This window comes from Nocardia sp. NPDC059764 (genome assembly GCF_042732555.1).
GTDB lineage: Bacteria > Actinomycetota > Actinomycetes > Mycobacteriales > Mycobacteriaceae > Nocardia.
Genome location: NZ_JBHWHH010000073.1, coordinates 16,032 through 32,568 on the forward strand (window position 1 = coordinate 16,032; position 16,537 = coordinate 32,568).

Annotated in this window: 18 protein-coding genes; 6 read left to right on the forward strand and 12 right to left on the reverse strand. The window is 65.5% G+C overall.

Features of this window, described 5'->3' with window-relative positions; genetic code table 11:
- Window positions 1–249 precede the first annotated feature (249 nt).
- The 5 genes from ACFV4K_RS18080 to ACFV4K_RS18100 all read right to left on the reverse strand — a co-directional run bounded on the left by ACFV4K_RS18080 (window position 250) and on the right by ACFV4K_RS18100 (window position 5,691).
- On the reverse strand, window positions 250–2,388 hold the full coding sequence (locus ACFV4K_RS18080) for a TerD family protein (RefSeq protein WP_379276133.1): 2,139 nt from the start codon (window positions 2,386–2,388) through the stop codon (window positions 250–252).
- Window positions 2,389–2,497: 109 nt separating this feature from the next.
- Window positions 2,498–2,707, reverse strand: a complete 210-nt coding sequence (locus ACFV4K_RS18085) for a hypothetical protein (RefSeq protein WP_379276135.1) — start codon at window positions 2,705–2,707, stop codon at window positions 2,498–2,500.
- A gap of 182 nt (window positions 2,708–2,889) precedes the next feature.
- Window positions 2,890–3,225, reverse strand: a complete 336-nt coding sequence (locus ACFV4K_RS18090; protein ID WP_379276136.1) for a hypothetical protein — start codon at window positions 3,223–3,225, stop codon at window positions 2,890–2,892.
- Window positions 3,226–3,854: 629 nt separating this feature from the next.
- On the reverse strand, window positions 3,855–4,721 hold the full coding sequence (locus ACFV4K_RS18095) for a class II glutamine amidotransferase (RefSeq protein ID WP_379276138.1): 867 nt from the start codon (window positions 4,719–4,721) through the stop codon (window positions 3,855–3,857).
- A gap of 268 nt (window positions 4,722–4,989) precedes the next feature.
- A complete protein-coding gene (locus tag ACFV4K_RS18100) occupies window positions 4,990–5,691 on the reverse strand; it encodes a hypothetical protein (protein ID WP_379276140.1) in 702 nt (233 codons plus the stop codon).
- Between the two features lie 175 nt (window positions 5,692–5,866).
- Here ACFV4K_RS18100 and ACFV4K_RS18105 point away from each other — a divergent pair, with 175 nt between their 5' ends.
- Window positions 5,867–6,364 carry a hypothetical protein gene (locus ACFV4K_RS18105; protein WP_379276142.1) on the forward strand — a complete coding sequence of 166 codons (498 nt, stop codon included), beginning with the start codon at window positions 5,867–5,869 and terminating at the stop codon, window positions 6,362–6,364.
- 229 nt (window positions 6,365–6,593) lie between these two features.
- On the opposite strand, the gene ACFV4K_RS18110 is transcribed toward ACFV4K_RS18105, so the two are convergent.
- On the reverse strand, window positions 6,594–6,821 hold the full coding sequence (locus ACFV4K_RS18110) for a hypothetical protein (protein ID WP_379276143.1): 228 nt from the start codon (window positions 6,819–6,821) through the stop codon (window positions 6,594–6,596).
- A 465-nt stretch (window positions 6,822–7,286) separates the two neighbouring features.
- Between ACFV4K_RS18110 and ACFV4K_RS18115 the strand changes: the two genes are divergently transcribed.
- Window positions 7,287–7,679, forward strand: coding sequence for a DUF4259 domain-containing protein (locus tag ACFV4K_RS18115; RefSeq protein ID WP_379276145.1), 393 nt, complete (start codon window positions 7,287–7,289; stop codon window positions 7,677–7,679).
- Between the two features lie 138 nt (window positions 7,680–7,817).
- On the opposite strand, the gene ACFV4K_RS18120 is transcribed toward ACFV4K_RS18115, so the two are convergent.
- From ACFV4K_RS18120 to ACFV4K_RS18130, 3 genes are all read right to left on the reverse strand, one after another.
- Window positions 7,818–9,086 (reverse strand): hypothetical protein, encoded by a 1,269-nt coding sequence (locus ACFV4K_RS18120; RefSeq protein ID WP_379276146.1) that lies wholly within the window; start codon window positions 9,084–9,086, stop codon window positions 7,818–7,820.
- Window positions 9,087–9,504: 418 nt separating this feature from the next.
- Window positions 9,505–9,873, reverse strand: a complete 369-nt coding sequence (locus tag ACFV4K_RS18125; RefSeq protein ID WP_379276148.1) for a hypothetical protein — start codon at window positions 9,871–9,873, stop codon at window positions 9,505–9,507.
- Between the two features lie 86 nt (window positions 9,874–9,959).
- Window positions 9,960–10,163, reverse strand: coding sequence for a hypothetical protein (locus ACFV4K_RS18130; RefSeq protein WP_379276150.1), 204 nt, complete (start codon window positions 10,161–10,163; stop codon window positions 9,960–9,962).
- A gap of 169 nt (window positions 10,164–10,332) precedes the next feature.
- On the opposite strand from ACFV4K_RS18130, the gene ACFV4K_RS18135 reads away from it, so the two are divergent.
- Complete coding sequence (locus ACFV4K_RS18135) at window positions 10,333–11,214, forward strand: helix-turn-helix domain-containing protein (protein ID WP_379276151.1); 882 nt, start codon at window positions 10,333–10,335, stop codon at window positions 11,212–11,214.
- The gene (locus ACFV4K_RS18140; protein WP_379276153.1) at window positions 11,211–11,426 is read left to right on the forward strand and encodes a DUF397 domain-containing protein; all 216 of its coding nucleotides are present in this window, start codon (window positions 11,211–11,213) and stop codon (window positions 11,424–11,426) included. The genes ACFV4K_RS18135 and ACFV4K_RS18140 overlap by 4 nt, the downstream gene beginning before the upstream one ends.
- Here the strand turns inward: ACFV4K_RS18140 and ACFV4K_RS18145 are convergent.
- From ACFV4K_RS18145 to ACFV4K_RS18155, 3 genes are all read right to left on the reverse strand, one after another.
- Window positions 11,411–11,611: a hypothetical protein gene (locus ACFV4K_RS18145; protein WP_379276155.1), complete on the reverse strand. Its 201-nt coding sequence runs from the start codon at window positions 11,609–11,611 to the stop codon at window positions 11,411–11,413. The genes ACFV4K_RS18140 and ACFV4K_RS18145 overlap by 16 nt on opposite strands.
- 188 nt (window positions 11,612–11,799) lie before the next feature.
- Window positions 11,800–14,394 (reverse strand): DNA translocase FtsK 4TM domain-containing protein, encoded by a 2,595-nt coding sequence (locus tag ACFV4K_RS18150; RefSeq protein ID WP_379276157.1) that lies wholly within the window; start codon window positions 14,392–14,394, stop codon window positions 11,800–11,802.
- Window positions 14,395–14,554: 160 nt separating this feature from the next.
- Window positions 14,555–15,172 (reverse strand): TIGR03085 family metal-binding protein, encoded by a 618-nt coding sequence (locus tag ACFV4K_RS18155; protein ID WP_379276159.1) that lies wholly within the window; start codon window positions 15,170–15,172, stop codon window positions 14,555–14,557.
- A gap of 245 nt (window positions 15,173–15,417) precedes the next feature.
- On the opposite strand from ACFV4K_RS18155, the gene ACFV4K_RS18160 reads away from it, so the two are divergent.
- Together ACFV4K_RS18160 and ACFV4K_RS18165 are read left to right on the forward strand one after the other, a co-directional pair.
- Window positions 15,418–15,807: a DUF4189 domain-containing protein gene (locus tag ACFV4K_RS18160; RefSeq protein ID WP_379276161.1), complete on the forward strand. Its 390-nt coding sequence runs from the start codon at window positions 15,418–15,420 to the stop codon at window positions 15,805–15,807.
- Window positions 15,808–15,826: 19 nt separating this feature from the next.
- On the forward strand, window positions 15,827–16,387 hold the full coding sequence (locus ACFV4K_RS18165; RefSeq protein WP_357097261.1) for a hypothetical protein: 561 nt from the start codon (window positions 15,827–15,829) through the stop codon (window positions 16,385–16,387).
- The last annotated feature ends 150 nt before the right edge of the window (window positions 16,388–16,537 follow it).

Sequence of the window (16,537 nt, forward strand, 5' to 3'; positions counted from 1 at the left end):
AGCGTGGATGGTTCACCTGCCAGACACACACGCCGGCGCCCACACAGCCCGAGAGTCGGGAGTGTGTCCGACATTGAGGTGACCGCGCCGACGACTGGGCATGGAAACACGACCATGAAACCAAAAGGCCCGACCACCAAGCGGTGATCGGACCTCTGTGAAGTCTGTGGTGAGGAGAGCGAGGACGCTGGTCTCAGAAAAGGTGATTAGAAGGAAGCATCCTCATAGCCTCGCCAACACGCTATCACGTCACGCCGGAATCAGGTCACGAAGCGAGGTGGGCTTGATCACAGTCGATCCGGCCGGAATGCCTTCTGGCGCTTCCAATCCCACATAGGTGACCGGCGGCCCATCAGGATCAGGCATGCCGATAACTGCATCCGTCAGTGCCGCCAGGTGCCGCACCGTGAGGTACTTGCGGTCCAGGATCGCCCCGATGAGGGTCGAGGTTGCGGCCCGGTTGTTCTCCACCTGGTTGAAGCTCGCGCTACCGGTGAGGTGCAGGTGCGTCCACACCGCCTCCCAGCCAGTACCAGTGCGGACGAACACCATCGGCAACGCCACACGCCCGGCTCCTCGCAGCTCCGACTTCATCCGAACCGCGCGCGCCTCGAAAGGCTTGCCCATCTGGCCGGCGTCGAGCTGCATGAACCCGAAGAACGATTCCGCGACCTCCTCGAATCCCTCCCCGCTGTAGACGTTCACCTGCGGAATCACGATGTCGGACTGCATCTTCGACAGATCGAGGTCGATGAACTCCGACGCCCCGTCCGGCGCGCTGGTGATATCGCCGGAATGGCAGCCACCGCCGTCACGCAGATTGGTGTACGAGATATGCCGCGCGTTGCGGAAATCCTTGTCGCACATCAGCGCCGACAGGTCGAAGTCGGTGCGCTCCTGCGTCTGCCGCCAATACACGAAGAACCGCAGCAGCCCCGCGGTGATCGGTGTTCGGGAACCGCGCGGCAGCGTGCCGAATCCGCCCGCTGCCGTCTTGCCGGAGATCGGCAGCGCCACGTCCAGCATGTCAGGGTCGATCACCCAGTTGCCTGGCAGTCGACGGCGGATCTCCACCTCCAGGGCCGACTTGAGGCTGTCCAGGACGTCGGGTGCGATCGACGCGCGGTAGTCATCAATCACATGGCCGCGGGACGACTGGTTGACGAATACCCTTCGGGCGCCTCGCGGGTTGTCCAGATGCTCACGCAGCGACAGCAATACACGTCCGGAGACCTGGGTCGCGGACTCGGCGATGCGGTAGGAGATCGAGCGCTGGTCGTCCACGCTCTGGCTTGTGCGCAGAAGCCGGTCAGCGGACCGATGCAGCGTCCCGGGCGCTGACCGCTGCAGCAGGGCCGCGGCGCTGTCCGGCTCGCCGGCGTAGATGAGCCGTTCCACCTTCGAGGCCAGCGAAGGCACGTCCTTCTCGCGGCGTGCGACAGCGAAAACGTCTGCCGCGCTGGGGTATTGCGGGTACTCGTGCGGGTGCAGTCGTTCGCCGAGTCGCTTCCACTGCTCCCGGTACTGGTGGACGTCCCCGGCGGCGGCCGGGTTGGTGGACACCACCTCGTGCAGGCCAGCCAACAGCGCGCGGCGCACCGGTCGGCGCATGCCCCGGAAACGTGTGGGTTCGGTAAGGGTGACGTCGCCACCGGACAGTGCGCACGCGAGCCGCAGCACATCGGTCACCGTGGTCAGCAGCGGCGCGGCAGCGACAGCGATCCGGGCGGCATTGATCAAGGCCCGGTTCTCCCGCACGGGGATGTCGCTGGGCTGCACCGCGTCCCGAGCGCACGCGAGCGCGAGAGCCGCGAGGTCTTCACGGTCGGTGTCGTTGCCGGGTGTGGTCGCGGCCGCCATCGACCGGTACAGGCGATTGGCCTCGACGGTGAGCGAGCGGCCGGCGTGCAGCACGGTGACCCGGTCACCGGCTCCTTCGATGAATTCATCGTGTGCGGCCAGCATGTCGGTGTAGCTGTGCCGATACCGGCCGTATGCGGGCAGCGACAGCAGGTCGAGCGACCCGAACACTGTCGTGCCGGCGGCGACTCGCACCGCGGCGGTCGGGTCAGCGAGTGCTTCGAGGAGGCATTCGGTCCAGAACTCGATGGTGTCGGGCACGTTCTTCGGGAACTCCCGGAAGTACACGTTGTGCTCGACGTGGTCGCCGACCATGTGGCGCACGATCGGCAGCACGCGGACGGCGGTGTCGATCACGACCCCCGTGGACAGCTGGCCGAGGGTTGTGAAGAGTTCGTCGGAGAGTTTGAAGCCCACCGACATCAGCGCGGCGTCGAACTGCCGCACGGCGACGGCACCGTCGCCTTCCGTGCCTTCGGGGGCCGGGATGCGCAGGGTGCGGCGAACCACGATGTCTTCGATGTTCATGCGTGACTGTCCTTCTGATCCTGATGCGGGAAATCTATGTCAGGGCTTGGCAGGAGCCAATCCGTTTTCTGCGGCTGCTCCTGAAGTTCGGTCAGGTCGATCAGGGCGCTTATGCCGCTGGTTCGCTGGTGCTGAATCCGACGATCAGCACGTCGTCTTCGTGGGTGACGGTGGCCCAGTCGTCGTAAGTGGAGTCTTTGCCGTGGATCTCGCGATACCGGATCCGCGCGAACTCGACGGCTTCGAGGAAGTCCCCGACCGCGGCTGGGTTGGGGACGAGCCATTCGTGGTGTGTTTCAACGCGTTTCCGGCTGGTCACGACGCTCATTCCATGTCCCCGTTCGTGATCGTTTCGCCGTACCGTGAGCGGCCTCGGATGCTTCGACGTGAGGCTGGGCAGCGGGCGCAGCACACCTAGGGCGGGCAGGTCAATTCGTTGCCACGGAGCGAAATCGGTGTCCGGTCGTATTCGATTCCGGATGCGATAGTCACGTTGAGGCCCTACACGGGATTGATGGCGATCTCGTATTCGGTGCTGTCCAACGCCTCGATCGTCGCCATGATCGTGCCGTCGGCGTCGGTGGCGACGATCCGGCCATTGATCATCTGGTCCAAACCGTCGGCGAACTGCTGGATTCCGTCCCAATCGAAGACGGCGGCCCCGGCCTCGACATCGGCATCGAACTCTGCCCACGTGACGCCGGCGGGGAATCGTCCGACGCCCTCGAATTCTTCGACTCGCCACCGCCAATCGTTCGGCTGGAACCGCATCAAGACATCGCGCAGGTTCACCAGGGTGCGCCGGTCCGTCCACATGGAAATCGTTTCGACGAGCATCGAGCATCCTCACTGACATAGCCACGCGGTGCGCCACCGGCGGGCGAGTACGACAGAACATATCCGGAAATCGGCAGCCGCAGACGACCTCGGATCGGCTCGGCCGGTGGATCTTCGACTCCCGCGTCAGCCGGACCGGTCAGCGCGGTATGCGGCATTATCGTGCGTTCGCCTTCCGGTGGCGATCGGCTCGATCTAGGCAAGGGCCTTACGAAGCAACGCTAATCTCTCGGGCGTGAGCGCTGACGTGGTGAACCGGCTCCGCCGGCCTGGTCTGGGCAAGTACGCCAAGATTGAAAGCGAGAGGCGTTTCCTGCTTACGGAGATGCCGACCCAGGCCTCGGACCCGCGGTTCATCGAGGACCGATACATCGTCGGAACCCGGCTCCGATTGCGGCGAGTCGAGGTCGGCTCTCAGGTCGTCTACAAGTTCTGCCAAATGGTCCGCCCGGATGACAGCGCCCCTTCCACGGTCGCGATCACCAACATCGACCTCGATGAGGACGAGTACAAAAGGCTTTGCCAGTTACCGGCCGCGTCACTGCGAAAGACACGCCGCGTCTGGCGGGTCGGTCACCACACTTTTGCCGTAGACGAATTCCACGGCGGCGACGCCGCAGCGGCGATCGTCAGTGTGCGGTCTGGGAGGCGGCAGCGGTCTCGTCCAGGTCTGCGAGCGAAAGCAGGTGGCGGGGCGGGGAATCCCGAATAATGCTGGACCGCACGTGCAGATGCCCGGTGACATGGAGCAGCTCACCGGAGGCGAGGAGCCGCCATCCGGGGTCATTGTCCATGCGTTCGGTGGCGATGACGACAGCGGGATAGTCGGTCAGCACGCCACTGCTGGCGCGAATGCCCCTATGACTCGTGTGGTCGAGCCGCTGATCGCCCTGTGCGCCACCGGCGGCACGCTCGAGGACATACAGGTCGTGGGTGTCGGGATAGCGCAGGGCCCACAGTTCGGTCGCGGTGGTGAGAATCAGGTTGAGTGCGTACAGCGGCAGCCGGTCGGCGATCCAGCCGACCGCGTCGGTGATGCCCGCGGTGACATCGCCCGCATGATGGTCGATCCGGGCCGTGATCAGGGCGAAGAAGCGCTCGGAGTCGGTGCCGCCGTGGACGAGTCGGCGATAGTCGCCGAGTTCGTGCTCCAGCTCGTCGAGCCCCTCCAGCACCCCGTTGTGCGCGAACAGGCGTCCGTGCTGCTCGAACGGATGGGTATTGCGCACGTTCAGCCCGCCCGTGGAGGCGAAGCGGACATGCGCGACGAAGGTTTCGGATTCGCATTCGCGGGCCTCCTGCGCGAAGAGCCGATCCTCGTAGGCAGCGATCGGCTGCTTCTCCACCAGCGGCGCGCCCGCCGCGGTGAAGGTACCCAGGCCCACGCCGTCAGGTTCGCGGTGACTTTGCCGGGACAGGCTGTCGGGCGCCTTCAGCAACCAGAAGGTGGCGCGCACCCGCTGCGGCGCGGCCGAGAGTCCGAACAGGCGGCACATGACCAACTCCTCCCATAAGAAGCGAAGACACGCGGACTGCACGACAGCACGGCTCCGGCTGAGTGATATAGGGCCACGCCGTCGGCGCTCGAGCATCATCGTATGCCCGAGCATGTACGCGATGGATCACCTCACCGCCTCACCCGACGGTGCGCACATCGCCCGCATGGATGACCCACGGCATGCCCGGATCCGCAGCACCTAGCGCTGGACTCGGCATTGCCGGGCGTCTGTTGACTTTCCCCTCCCGCTGAAGCCCGCTTATTCGTCAGACGACGGAAGGACGGCTCAGGCTCGACCATAGCGGGCGGCCCTGTTCGGCAAAACGGCGCGCAAGCTCACGGCGAGCGTTGTCGTCACCGATGGTGTTGTTCACACAGAACCGGCCCTCGGCAGCGGTCAACAGCTTCACGTTGACCAGGCGGATCGATGAGAGCGGACCCGCGACGGTGGCGGGTAGTTCAGTGTCGGTCAGCCCAAGCATCACCACGGCCATCTCGTCGTCCAGATAGGTGTCGGCGCCATCGGCGAAATCCAGGTCGGGCAGGGCCAGCGTGATCAGGTCGTACCTGTCGAGCATGCCGGAAACCCTGAACCCGAAGTGCGCCACCTGATTCGACACCGATCGCACCAGATCGCCCAGCCATGAGGTCGCGACGGTCATCGTATCGCTGTCGGCGGGTAGGTCCGCGGAGATGCCATACACCTCGAGCTCATAGCCATTGGTCGGTTCGGCGTCATCCCATGCGGTGGGGTCGGCGAGACCGCTGCTGGCAACCAGCAGGGCTTTGTCGAGACGGGTGATCGTATGGGCCTGACGCAGCGCTGGCCAAACCGGGCCACCCAGGAAAGACGGGTTGATCAGGTGGGCGATCACGTCGGTGTCGAGACGCCCCCAGGAAGCCCATGCGGCGTCGATCGCCGCTGCGGTCGCGAAGGTGAGGGATTCGTCTAGCTCGTCGCTCTTCACGGCGCAACACTAAGCGACCGGCGAGACTGCCTGCCATCTGAATAAGTAGCGCGCAGCGGCAGAAGGGTGCGTTTTTCGGTGCGCCCCAGTTCGCGCCAGGAACATCCATGTCGGAGGTTTCAACTAGGGTTCGGCCCACTGTTGATCGATCGTCGTGGCGGGGAGGGAGTTCGGCATGGGCTGGAAGGTGAACGGGCTGATCGTTGAGAGGCCGGTGGATGCTGCTCGACTTCCAGGTCGACCGCGCGACACAGGAGAGACCCTGGACATCGATGCCGTTTACGCCCGCCCCTGCGACTATGGCATCGCCGTAGCCGGTGGGTGGACATTTATCGCGGACCCCGATTTTCGGGTGAGCTTCAACGATGATGTGGTGCTTCATATTTCGCCTGAGGGACGAGCTCTGGCTTGGGTGACCAATAGCGTTTCCGCGCTCCATGGCTTCGCGTGGTACGTCGATGGAACCCCACTTCGTCGTGTCGTCTATGCGGAGGGCGAAGTTGTCGATGAGAGCGGGGAACCGCTTCGTGAGGAAGCTTCGGCGCCCGAACCTCTCAGCGAGGATTTCGTCTTCGAGATGATCGAGAGACTGACCGGAAAAAGCTGGGGCGACGGAGCCGACCCTATGTATCGCATCTGGACTTGCACTGAAGAAGTCACCGCAGAGAACTGAGGTCACTGCGGGACTCTCCCTCTACTCGCTGACTTGCTCATCGGCATTATGGTGCGTTCGGCCGGCCTCGGATCGGGACGGCCAGTTGATCTTCCGATGCCGTGCGCTGGCCGGTTCGGTCAGCGCGGTATGCGGCATTTCAGTGCGTCACGTCAGCCGGTCAATCCGGTGCCCGCCCCACCAACGACGGACCTAGCAATCGGCGATCCTCCCGCTGGCGCGGACTCATTCACCACACGTTGTTCTCAGGCATCGAGACCGACAGGTTGCTTTCAGGAACCGAGATCGAGCAGGCCGAGATCTTGACCACCGCACAGAGGACAGTGGCGACAGTCCCGGCCGAACCCGAGGCCGAACCCGAGGCCGAACCGGTCGACAGCGGTTCGGCTGCGGCCAAACCCGTTCCGGCGGTGAGGACCGCGGCGGTGAGCACGACAAGGGCAAGGATACGACGCATGAGTATTCCCCGATACTTGATGTGAAACAGTTGCGCTTCGCAAGATACTGCCTCACCGGTATGCGCCACTCGGTATTCGGCAGTAGCGGACGTTCTGCGCCGCAGCAGGTTCCGGACGCCGGCGCCCCGCGTTGGCTGGTTCCGTCAGCGCGGTATGCGGCAGTAGCAGACATGTCGTCGGCTGTGGCGTCACCGCTTGAGACTCATGCCGGCTTCGGACGCTGGTGACCACATTAGAGTCGGTTGCCGGACTGGTCGTAGACATCCGGAACAGCGCAAGTGCTCAGCCACACCGTGACGCCCTCGTCGTTCCACGACACGTCGAAGCGTGCGGCGCCGAGCACAGACTCCTCGAAGTCATTGTCGTCGTTCGACCGGCGCTCCTGTCCACGCCACCGCGAAAGCCAGTGACACCACGTGTTGATAGACTAGGCGCGCCAAAAGCGTTCGGCCGGAGAGGTTGTTATGGGTGTATGGGGTCCGGGTAACTTCGACAGCGATACCGCTGCGGACGGGCTCGGGGAACTGACCGACCACATCATCGGCAACATCGCCGAGCAATTCCAGGACACCTCGGACGACACGGCATTGGAACCGGATGAGTGGGGTGGGGACATGGTTCCCGCCTGGCTGGAGATTCTGATCCAGATTGCCGAACCCGCGCGAGTCGGTGCGAGCTTCCCCTCGGTGGCGGTGCTCGGCGAGTGGCGCGAACGGTATCTGCGGGTGTGGGACGAGTATATCGACGAACTCGGGCCCGACGACGAGTTCAAAGCTCAGCGGCGCGCAACACTCACCCAGACATTCGACCGAGCGATCGCGTTGGCCACGACTCGTGAGCAAGACCAACACATCTAGAGCAGGCTCGGGCAACTGCTGACCGGAGATCCCTGAATCGCATATGACTCCGAGGGAACTCTTCACTCAACTGGGGGCTGATCGCCGACGGCAGGTTCATCTGTCGCTGGGCGAGGATGCGCTGCCGACCTGGATCGGTTACGTCCGAGGGAAATCCGCAAGTAGAACGACGAATTCTACGGCGCGACATCCTTTGCAGCGAGGGACAGCGACCTCGACATGGTCGTATACGACTTCCTGTCTGGGGAAGTAGCGGCGGTAGCTCGGCCTGCTCAGGAACTGGCTGTACTCTGCCCCCACCACACCTCGCCGTACACGGCAGAACCGGCAGATGTACTCCAGCCATTCCTTTTCGAGGTCGCCTGTCGTCCGGTCGAGGCGTTCTGCCAGTTGTGCGCCCACGGCAAATGGCATGGTCTCAGCCAGCACCTCACGCGCCCCTTCGATGTCCTTGGTCGCGTCGAAGTAGGCGACGACGCATTTGATCGCGGTGTCGGCGGTTCGGGAATCGGACGAGCGCAACGTCGCCGAATCATCCATGGGTATCGAATGGAAGTACTCCCGCGCTCCGCGCTCTTCCTTCAATAGTCTCCGAGCCTCGAGGAGCGCTTCCTTCGGCCTCCTTTCGGCAGTGCGGCACGCCCGTCCGTAGCGGCGCCGCCGGTGCAGCTCCAGTTGCCGAATGTGCTCGTTACGCGCGAAGTCGATGTCGGTGAAGTCGAACACGCTCGGGTACATGACGATCTGCGCCCGGAACTCGTCGAGCACATCGAATTGCATTTCGGCGGAGGCCATCTGGCCGGCGAGTATGGTGTGGGCGATCGTATTGGTGTGGATTCGCAGCACGGCCGCGGGCAGATACATGCGGATCCGGTCAAGTTCGGGCGAAGTTGTCCGGTATCGACTGCGGCCGATCCGTTCGGCGCGCTCGCCCAGCCACTGCCAGGTTTCGTCCGAGCCGATCGCCATGTCCCAGGCGGTGAGGGCGTCCAGCCAGGTTTCGGGATACTCGCCGCGCGGTGTCTCGATCGCCTCGATGTGCCGGAGAACAGCGAGGTTGTGGGCGGCGATCGGGTCGGAGGGCAATCGTTCGAGCCAGCGTCGGTTCGCGCTGTCGATACCGTCGGTCGCCGGGTCCACGTAGTCCGTAGGCCAGAACCAGAGCAGTTCGTCGATCAATCGATCGGCAGGGTTGCCGAGCTTTTCGAGTGCGGCTGTCATCTCGGTGATCGGCGGCTGTGGGATCACCGGCAGGACGGTCGGCTGGATGAGTCGCCGGCTCCTTCTGCCACCAGCCTCCAGTTCGGTGACCATATTCCGTACCCGACGGTCCTCGGTATCGATGCGCAGCGCCGCGAGCCGGAAGGCGTTGTTCCGATACGGGGAATCGAGGATCGCGGAGTCCATGGCCTTGATCAGGCTCCCAGCCCGCAATACGCGATCTCTCGGCCGAGATCTGGGGTGCGAGTACACAAGGGCTGTCTGTGACGCATCAGGTGGTCGAATGGTGCGTAGTCCGGCCGTATCACTGTCTTCAGCCATGCTGTGCTGCCTTGTCCCACAACGGGAGCCTGATGGCACTCCCCCAAGGTCAACGGTACAACCGGGATCAAGCGAATTCGGCGGAGAGTCGGGCCGCCTCACTTTTCGAAGCCGCGGCTACGCGCTTCTCGCCCTCCAGGCGGGCCCGGATCGCGGCCACCGAGTGAGGGTTCGGAGGGGGCCGGTGGAGGAAGTGGCGGCCGGGGCGGGAGAGGAAGAGGGCCAGACAGATGAAAACTATTGCAGCGATCAGCATTTCGGCGAGCATTGGAGTCTCCCGGAGCTAGAACGGGTAGGTGCGGGGAGTTTCGCGGAGGGCGATTCGGAGGGCGCGGAGGACTGTGGTGAGGGGCTGGAGGGTCTCCCATTGGGGGTATCTGAACCAGGTCGATGAGGATCTGCCGGGACCGCGTGGGGCGGGGAGGGTGAGGTGCCTGCCTGGCGGGAGGAATTCGCAGTGGGCGCGGGTGCGGAAATCGTTGGCGGGGAGGGTGATGTCGAGTTGGGTGGGGGCGGCGAGGAGGATCAGGGGGCCGGTGGCGGGATGCTCGTCGAGGATGGGGGTGGTCCGTTTGGTCCAGAACAGTTCGTCGTCGATCGCGGCGGCGAGGGCGGGTGGGGCGCTCATCGCGGTGACGTCGGTGGTGGACAAGGTGATTCGGGAGCCGGAGATTCGGCAGGGGAGGCCGTAGAGTTCCCGGTACAGTCAGAACTGGCGGTCGAGCGGGGTCTCGCCTGTCACGTGCGCGGGCATTGGGCCTGGCCTCCTTCGAGATAGCTGCGGGCGCTTTCCGCGCGCGGACACGGCGGGTCGCAGGTGGCGTGGATCTTTCGGATGCCTTGGGCGCGTCGCCGGGAGATGGGGAAGATCGAACCGTTCTGGCAGTCGTCGTTGACCCAGGACGCCTTCGGGTCCGACCGCTGGTCTCGCTGGATCGTCATGAATCAAGTGGAGCGAGGCTGCGAGGATACGGGAAGTGAAAAGCGGGATCCCGGATTTTTCCTCTGTTTCACCAGGTTTCGACCCCCGAACGGTGAGATGATATTCCCGCTCCGGGAAGCGCCATCGTCGCGGAGCGGGAAGCGTGATGACCCGAGAGCGGGAAATTCCATGTCCGAAAGCGAAGGCACCCTCACCCGCCGCCAGCTCGGCAGGTACCTGAAGTCCGCCCGCGAGGAAGCCGGGTTCACGCTGGAACAGGCGGGCAGACAGATGGACTGGAGCAAGAGCAAGCTCCAGCGGCATGAGGCCGGCGAGGTCGCGAAGATCCGTCGGCCCGATCTGGACCTGCTGATTCGGCTCTATCAGATAGATGATCGCCAGGCTGCGCACCTACGCGGACTGGCCGAGACCGCCGCCGGGAAGTCCTGGTGGCACGAGTTCAGTCGCGTTCTGCCGGACGACTTCCGGATCTATGTGGACATGGAATCCGCTGCGGCGGTGCTGACGACCTACCAACCAGACCTCATCCCCGGCCTGGTCCAGACACGCCCTTACGCACGCGTGCTCGCCTACACCGCCAACCCCGAGGACGGAGAGGACGACCTCGCGGGCCGTTTGGAGTTGAAGGCACGCAGGCAGCGCATCCTCACACACAACCTCAAGAAGCCGCAGCTGAACATGGTGCTCGGAGAAACTGTGTTGCGCAGGGTGATCGGCGGTCCGAAGATAATGTCAGACCAGCTCAAACGCCTCGCCGAGGCGAGCACTTTGCCCAACGTCACCCTCCGCATCCTTCCGTTCTCCGCCGGGATGCCGACCGGCGATCAGACCGGACCGTTCGTGATCATCGATTTCACGACGGACGGGCGCGGCCAGCCGGTAGCTCCGACCACGATCTACAGCGAGGGCTATTCGAGCGACATGTACTCGGAGAAGCGCGATGTCGTCGATCGCTATGTCGAGGCGTACAGAGTTCTCCAGCGGGCTGCGCTGGATGAGTCGAGCAGCAGAGACCTGGTGCGCGAGATAGCAAGGGAGTACAGCGCGTGAACGACGACCTAGACGGCGCACGGTGGTTCAAGAGCAGCCGAAGCGGCGGTAGCAAGGAGTGCGTCGAGGCCGCGTTCCTGGCCGGCGGTCGGATCGGGGTTCGCGATTCCAAGGATCCCGGTGGGGCGGCGCATGTTTTCACCGCGGGGCAGTGGGATGCGTTTATCGGGGCCGTTGCGGCTGGGAGGTTCGATATTCATGGTTGCTCGTAGGGGAATCGGGGGGCGAAGGCGGGGGTGAGGTCGTCGAGCCAGCGGGCTGTGTCGCTGTGGTTCGCGAAGAACGGTGTGCCTACGAGGGATTCGTCGCGGGCTTGGAGGAGGCGTAGGGCGAAGACTTGGCGGTCGGCGATCGTGGTGATGCCGTCGATGACGACCTTGCCGGGCGTGCGGCGCATGTGTTCACGGCCGGGCAGTGGGATGCGTTCGGCGTGGCCGTCGCGGCGGGGGGTTCGATCTGCCGCGCGGCTGAATTGGCGGCGCCTTCGGCACTCCGGCTCTGGTGCGACGAAACTCCCCCGCGTGCCACAGGATTCAGATCAGGGGTACTGCGGGGGAGCTTCGATGTGGAGCGGACGGCTCGAAGCTACTCGGGTTCAGCGCCGTCCGTGGGTGGTTCGCCTCCGCCTCGAATGGTCCAGAGCAGGCCGTCGAGTTCGTCGGGCTTGATGAGAACGTCGCGGGCCTTGGAGCCTTCCGACGGGCCGACCACTCCCCTGGTCTCCATCAGGTCCATGAGGCGGCCCGCCTTGGCGAAGCCGACGCGGAGTTTGCGCTGGAGCATGGAGGTCGAGCCGAACTGGGAGGTGACCACCAGTTCGACGGCTTGCAGGAGGAGGTCGAGGTCGTCGCCGATATCGGGGTCGACGTCCTTCTTCTCGCCCGCCTTGGCGGCGGTGACGCCCTCCTGATAGTCGGGCTCGGCCTGGGTCTTGGCGAAGTCGACGACGCCGGCGATCTCCTCGTCGGAGATGAAAGCGCCCTGGAGACGGGTCGGTTTGCTCGCGCCCATGGGGAGGAACAGGCCGTCACCCATGCCGATCAGCTTCTCCGCGCCGGGCTGATCGAGGATGACTCGGGAGTCGGTCAGCGAGGACGTGGCGAAGGCGAGGCGGGAGGGGACGTTCGTCTTGATCAGACCGGTCACCACGTCCACCGACGGACGCTGGGTCGCCAGCACCAGGTGAATGCCCGCGGCACGGGCCTTCTGGGTGATGCGGACGATGGCGTCCTCGACATCGCGGGGCGCGGTCATCATGAGGTCGGCGAGCTCGTCGACGATGGCCAGGATGTACGGGTAAGGGCGATACACCCTTTCGCTGCCCAGCGGAGTGGTGATCTGACCCGACTTCACCTTGCGGTTGAAGTCGTCGACGTGGCGGACCTTGCTGGCCTGCATGTCCTGATAGCGCTGCTCCATCTCCTCCACCAGCCAGGCCAGCGCGGCGGCGGCCTTCTTGGGCTGGGTGATGATGGGGGTGATCAGGTGCGGAATGCCCTCGTAGGGCGTCAGTTCCACCATCTTCGGGTCGATGAGGATCATGCGCACCTCCTCGGGGGTGGCGCGGCACAGCAGCGAGACCAGCATCGAGTTGACGAAACTGGACTTACCAGAACCGGTGGAACCGGCCACCAGCAAGTGCGGCATCTTCGCCAGATTCGCGGTGACGAACTCGCCTTCGATGTTCTTGCCCAAGCCGATCACCAGCGGGTGATGGTCGTTGCGGGTGCTGGAAGCCTTCAATACATCGGCCAGGCGCACCAATTCGCGGTCGGCGTTGGGGACCTCGATACCGACGGCCGACTTGCCCGGGATCGGGGCCAGCAGGCGCACGTTCTCGGTGGCCACCGCGTAGGCCAGGTTGCGGGCCAGCGCGGTGATCTTCTCGACCTTCACGCCCGGGCCCAGCTCCACCTCGTAGCGGGTGACCGTCGGGCCGCGCACGAAACCGGTGACCGCGGCGTCGATCTTGAACTGGACCAGCACCTCGGTGATGGCCTCGATCATGGATTCGTTTGCCGCGCTGCGCTTCTTCGGCGGATCGCCGTCGGTCAGCAGGTTCAGCGACGGCAGCGTGTAATCGCCATCCACCTCGCGGTCGGTGACGAACTCCAATTGCTCCGGCGGAGGCGGGGTCTGGTCGACCACCGCGGGAGCGGGCTTGGGGGGCTTGGCCTTCACCGGGGCGGGCTTGGGCTTCTCCTCCGGCTGGACGATCTCCTTCGCGTCCTGCAACGGAGGCTCGCCGAGGATCTCGGTCACCGCGTCCGAACCACCGAACTCGTCGGCCGGATAGTTCTCCGACGGGGTGCGGCCGCGACGCTTGCGCACCTCGGGAGCGTGCAGCGGGAAACCGTCCGCGTCGTAGTTGGACGGATCGTAGGGGTCGTCGGAGTAGCGGTCGTACTCGTCGCCGCCCGCGCTGGTGCCGAAGATCTCCCGCAGGCGTTCCGGCACATCCCGGACCTGGGTGCCGGTCAACAGCAGCAGGCCGAAACCGATGGCCAGCATGAGCAGCGGGACCGCCAGGAACGCGGACAGGCCCTCCGAGAGCGGGCCGCCCACCACGTAACCGACGAAACCGGCGGCGTGCGCGCGACCGTGCGCGTCCGACGGGGAACCCGCGGCCAGATGCCACAAACCCAGGATCGGCAGACCCGCCATCAGGCCGCCCAGCACCAGACGCGGCCGGATCTCCGGCTGCGGCTCGGTGCGCATCAGAATCACCGCGATCGCCACCAGCACGAACGGCAGTGCCGCCGAAGCCGATCCGGACACCGCCCGCACCGCGGCATCGACCCAGTGCCCGACCGGGCCGCCCGCCGACAGCCACACCGCCGCCACGATCAGGAAGGCGAAAGCCACCAGGCCGAGCGCGATCCCGTCACGCCGGTGGCCGTGCTCGATCTCCCCCGCCCGGCTGACCGCCCGCGTCGTCGCGCCCAGGCCCCGCGCCATCATGGTCCAGCCGCTGGTCACACCACGCCGGACCACCGCCAGCGGGGCCGTATTGGACGGCGCCCGCCGAGGCGCCGGCCGCCGGGCCGGTGCCTTGCGCGCCGCGGTGCCGCGGCCCTTGGCCGGGGTGCGTTGGGTGCGCGCGCGGGACTGCGCGGGAGTCTGCCCCCGCGTGGCCCCCGCTCGCGTACGTGACGTTCCGGTGCGGGCCTTACCTGCCATGCGTCCCAGGCTAGCCGCAACAGCACCACCCGGACCATCCGCAACACCCGGCCCACCCGAATCAGAAACTGTGGCGATCACAACGAAAAACCGCCGTCGACGCCGCGATCAGGCGGGAAACCACCGGGTCAGCGGGGTGCCGCGCACCGTTCTGGGCAGATTAGACGCTGCGGTCGAGCGCGTGCACCAACTCGACATCCTCCGGCGCGCCGGTCGCCTCCAGACGGACCGCGTTGCGACCGAACGCGTGCAACAGCAGCTCCGAGGGCGGACCGGCCAGCACGACCGTCCGATCCCCGGCCTGCCGCGCCACCGTGCGGCGCCCGTCCGGCGTGGCCAGCGCGATGGTGATCGGCGACTTGCGATAAGCCATGCGGGCCACGCCCGTCAGCACCTTCCACAGCCGGTCCTCGTCGGCGGCGGACAGGGTGCGAGGCTCCCAGCCGGGCGCGCCGCGGCGGACGTCCTCGTGGTGGACGAACATCTCGGTGGTGTTCATCAGGGCGTCGACCGGGCGCAGGTAGAACGGCGGGCCGGAGCGCACCTCGTCGAGCAGCTGCGCGAACGGGCGCTTCGTGACCTTGCGCTGCACGCGGTCCAGATACGGGGCGAACGGCTCGAGCAGGATGCCGGGGGCGGCGTCCGGGCGACGCTCACGAACGACCAAGTGCGCGGCCAGATCCCGGGCCGTCCACTCCCCGCACAGGGTCGGCGCGTCGGGGCCGGCTTCGGCCATCGCCTGAACCAGGGCCTGGCGCTCACGTTGGGCCATATTCATAAGGGGGACCTTAGTCCGGGTTGTCCGGCTTCGCACCGGGGCATTAAGGAAACCAAACGGTCTCCCATAAGGACCGCCGCTGATCATGAGCTGGCACCGGATGTGACAACACAGCCGGAGGCGGCCCGCAACGCGCTGCCGCCGCACCAACCACAGATGCCGGTTGGCGTCAACACTTCCGGATCGGTAACTTGATCCCTCGGTCCATAGGGTCGTGGACCCGAAAGCACAAGAAGGGCAACACCTTGAAGAAGATCGTCAGCGGCGCAGCCGTGATGGTCGCGGCCGCCGGTTCCCTGCTCGCTGGGACCGCTGCTCCGGCCAACGCCTACCAGGACTACAACTACGGCGCCATCGCGCTGTCGGTGTCGACCGGTCGTATCGGCTACTCCTACGACTATTCCGACAGCCCCGCGGCGCAGAACGCCGCCATGAGCTCGTGCACCTATGACGACTGCAAGATCGTCGCGCGCTTCTCGAACGGCTGCGGCGCGGTCGCCTACTCCTCGCGCGACGGCTACTACACCTTCGGCGCCGCGTCCTCGCGGATCGCCGCCAAGAACCAGGCGCTCAACCGGAACTCCGCCGGCGCCACCATCATTCACTGGAACTGCACCACCGGTTACCAGCTCTGAAATCACGGGGAGAATTTCGTTGAAGCACACCGTTTTCCGCGCGACCGCCGCGCTGATGCTGGCCACCTCGGCCTTCGGCCTGGTGGCCTGCAGCAAGTCCGATGACACCACCAAGGCCGCCGCCACCACCTCGGCCGCGCCCGCCGGCAAGTTCGACGGCAGCACCGACGGCGGCGACGCCAAGGTCACCGGCGCGGCCCCGGCCCCCACCACGGTTGCCGACCTGCCCAAGCCCTCGGTCGCGGACCTGAACGACAAGGTCACCAAGGCGTTCGACCCGTCGATCGACTCCAAGACCAAGACCGACTGGATCGAGAACGCCGGGTTGGACCCGCAGCTCGCCCAGAAGCTGGTCGACGCCGCCAAGGCCAACAACGTCAAGATCAAGATCACCAATGTGGGCGACCCCGCCGAGGGCAAGCTCAAGGCCGACGCCGACGTCACCATCGACGGCAAGCCGGTCCAGAACGCGACCGTCTCCTTCGTCGCCGACGGCACCGACTGGAAGATCGACCACAACTACGCCTGCAGCATCGTCAAGGCCGCCAAGCTCGACTCGGCCGCCTGCCAGGACAAGTAGAAACTCTTGTGGTTCCCGCCCCAGGCGGGGTGCTGCCTCCGGCAGGGGTAATCGCCTGCGGCGGGATTGCCGCCTGCGGCAGGCAAGTTCGCCTGCGGCGGGCCTCACGCCGGCGGCAGGCTTTCATCAGCGGCGGGCTTTCGCCAGCGG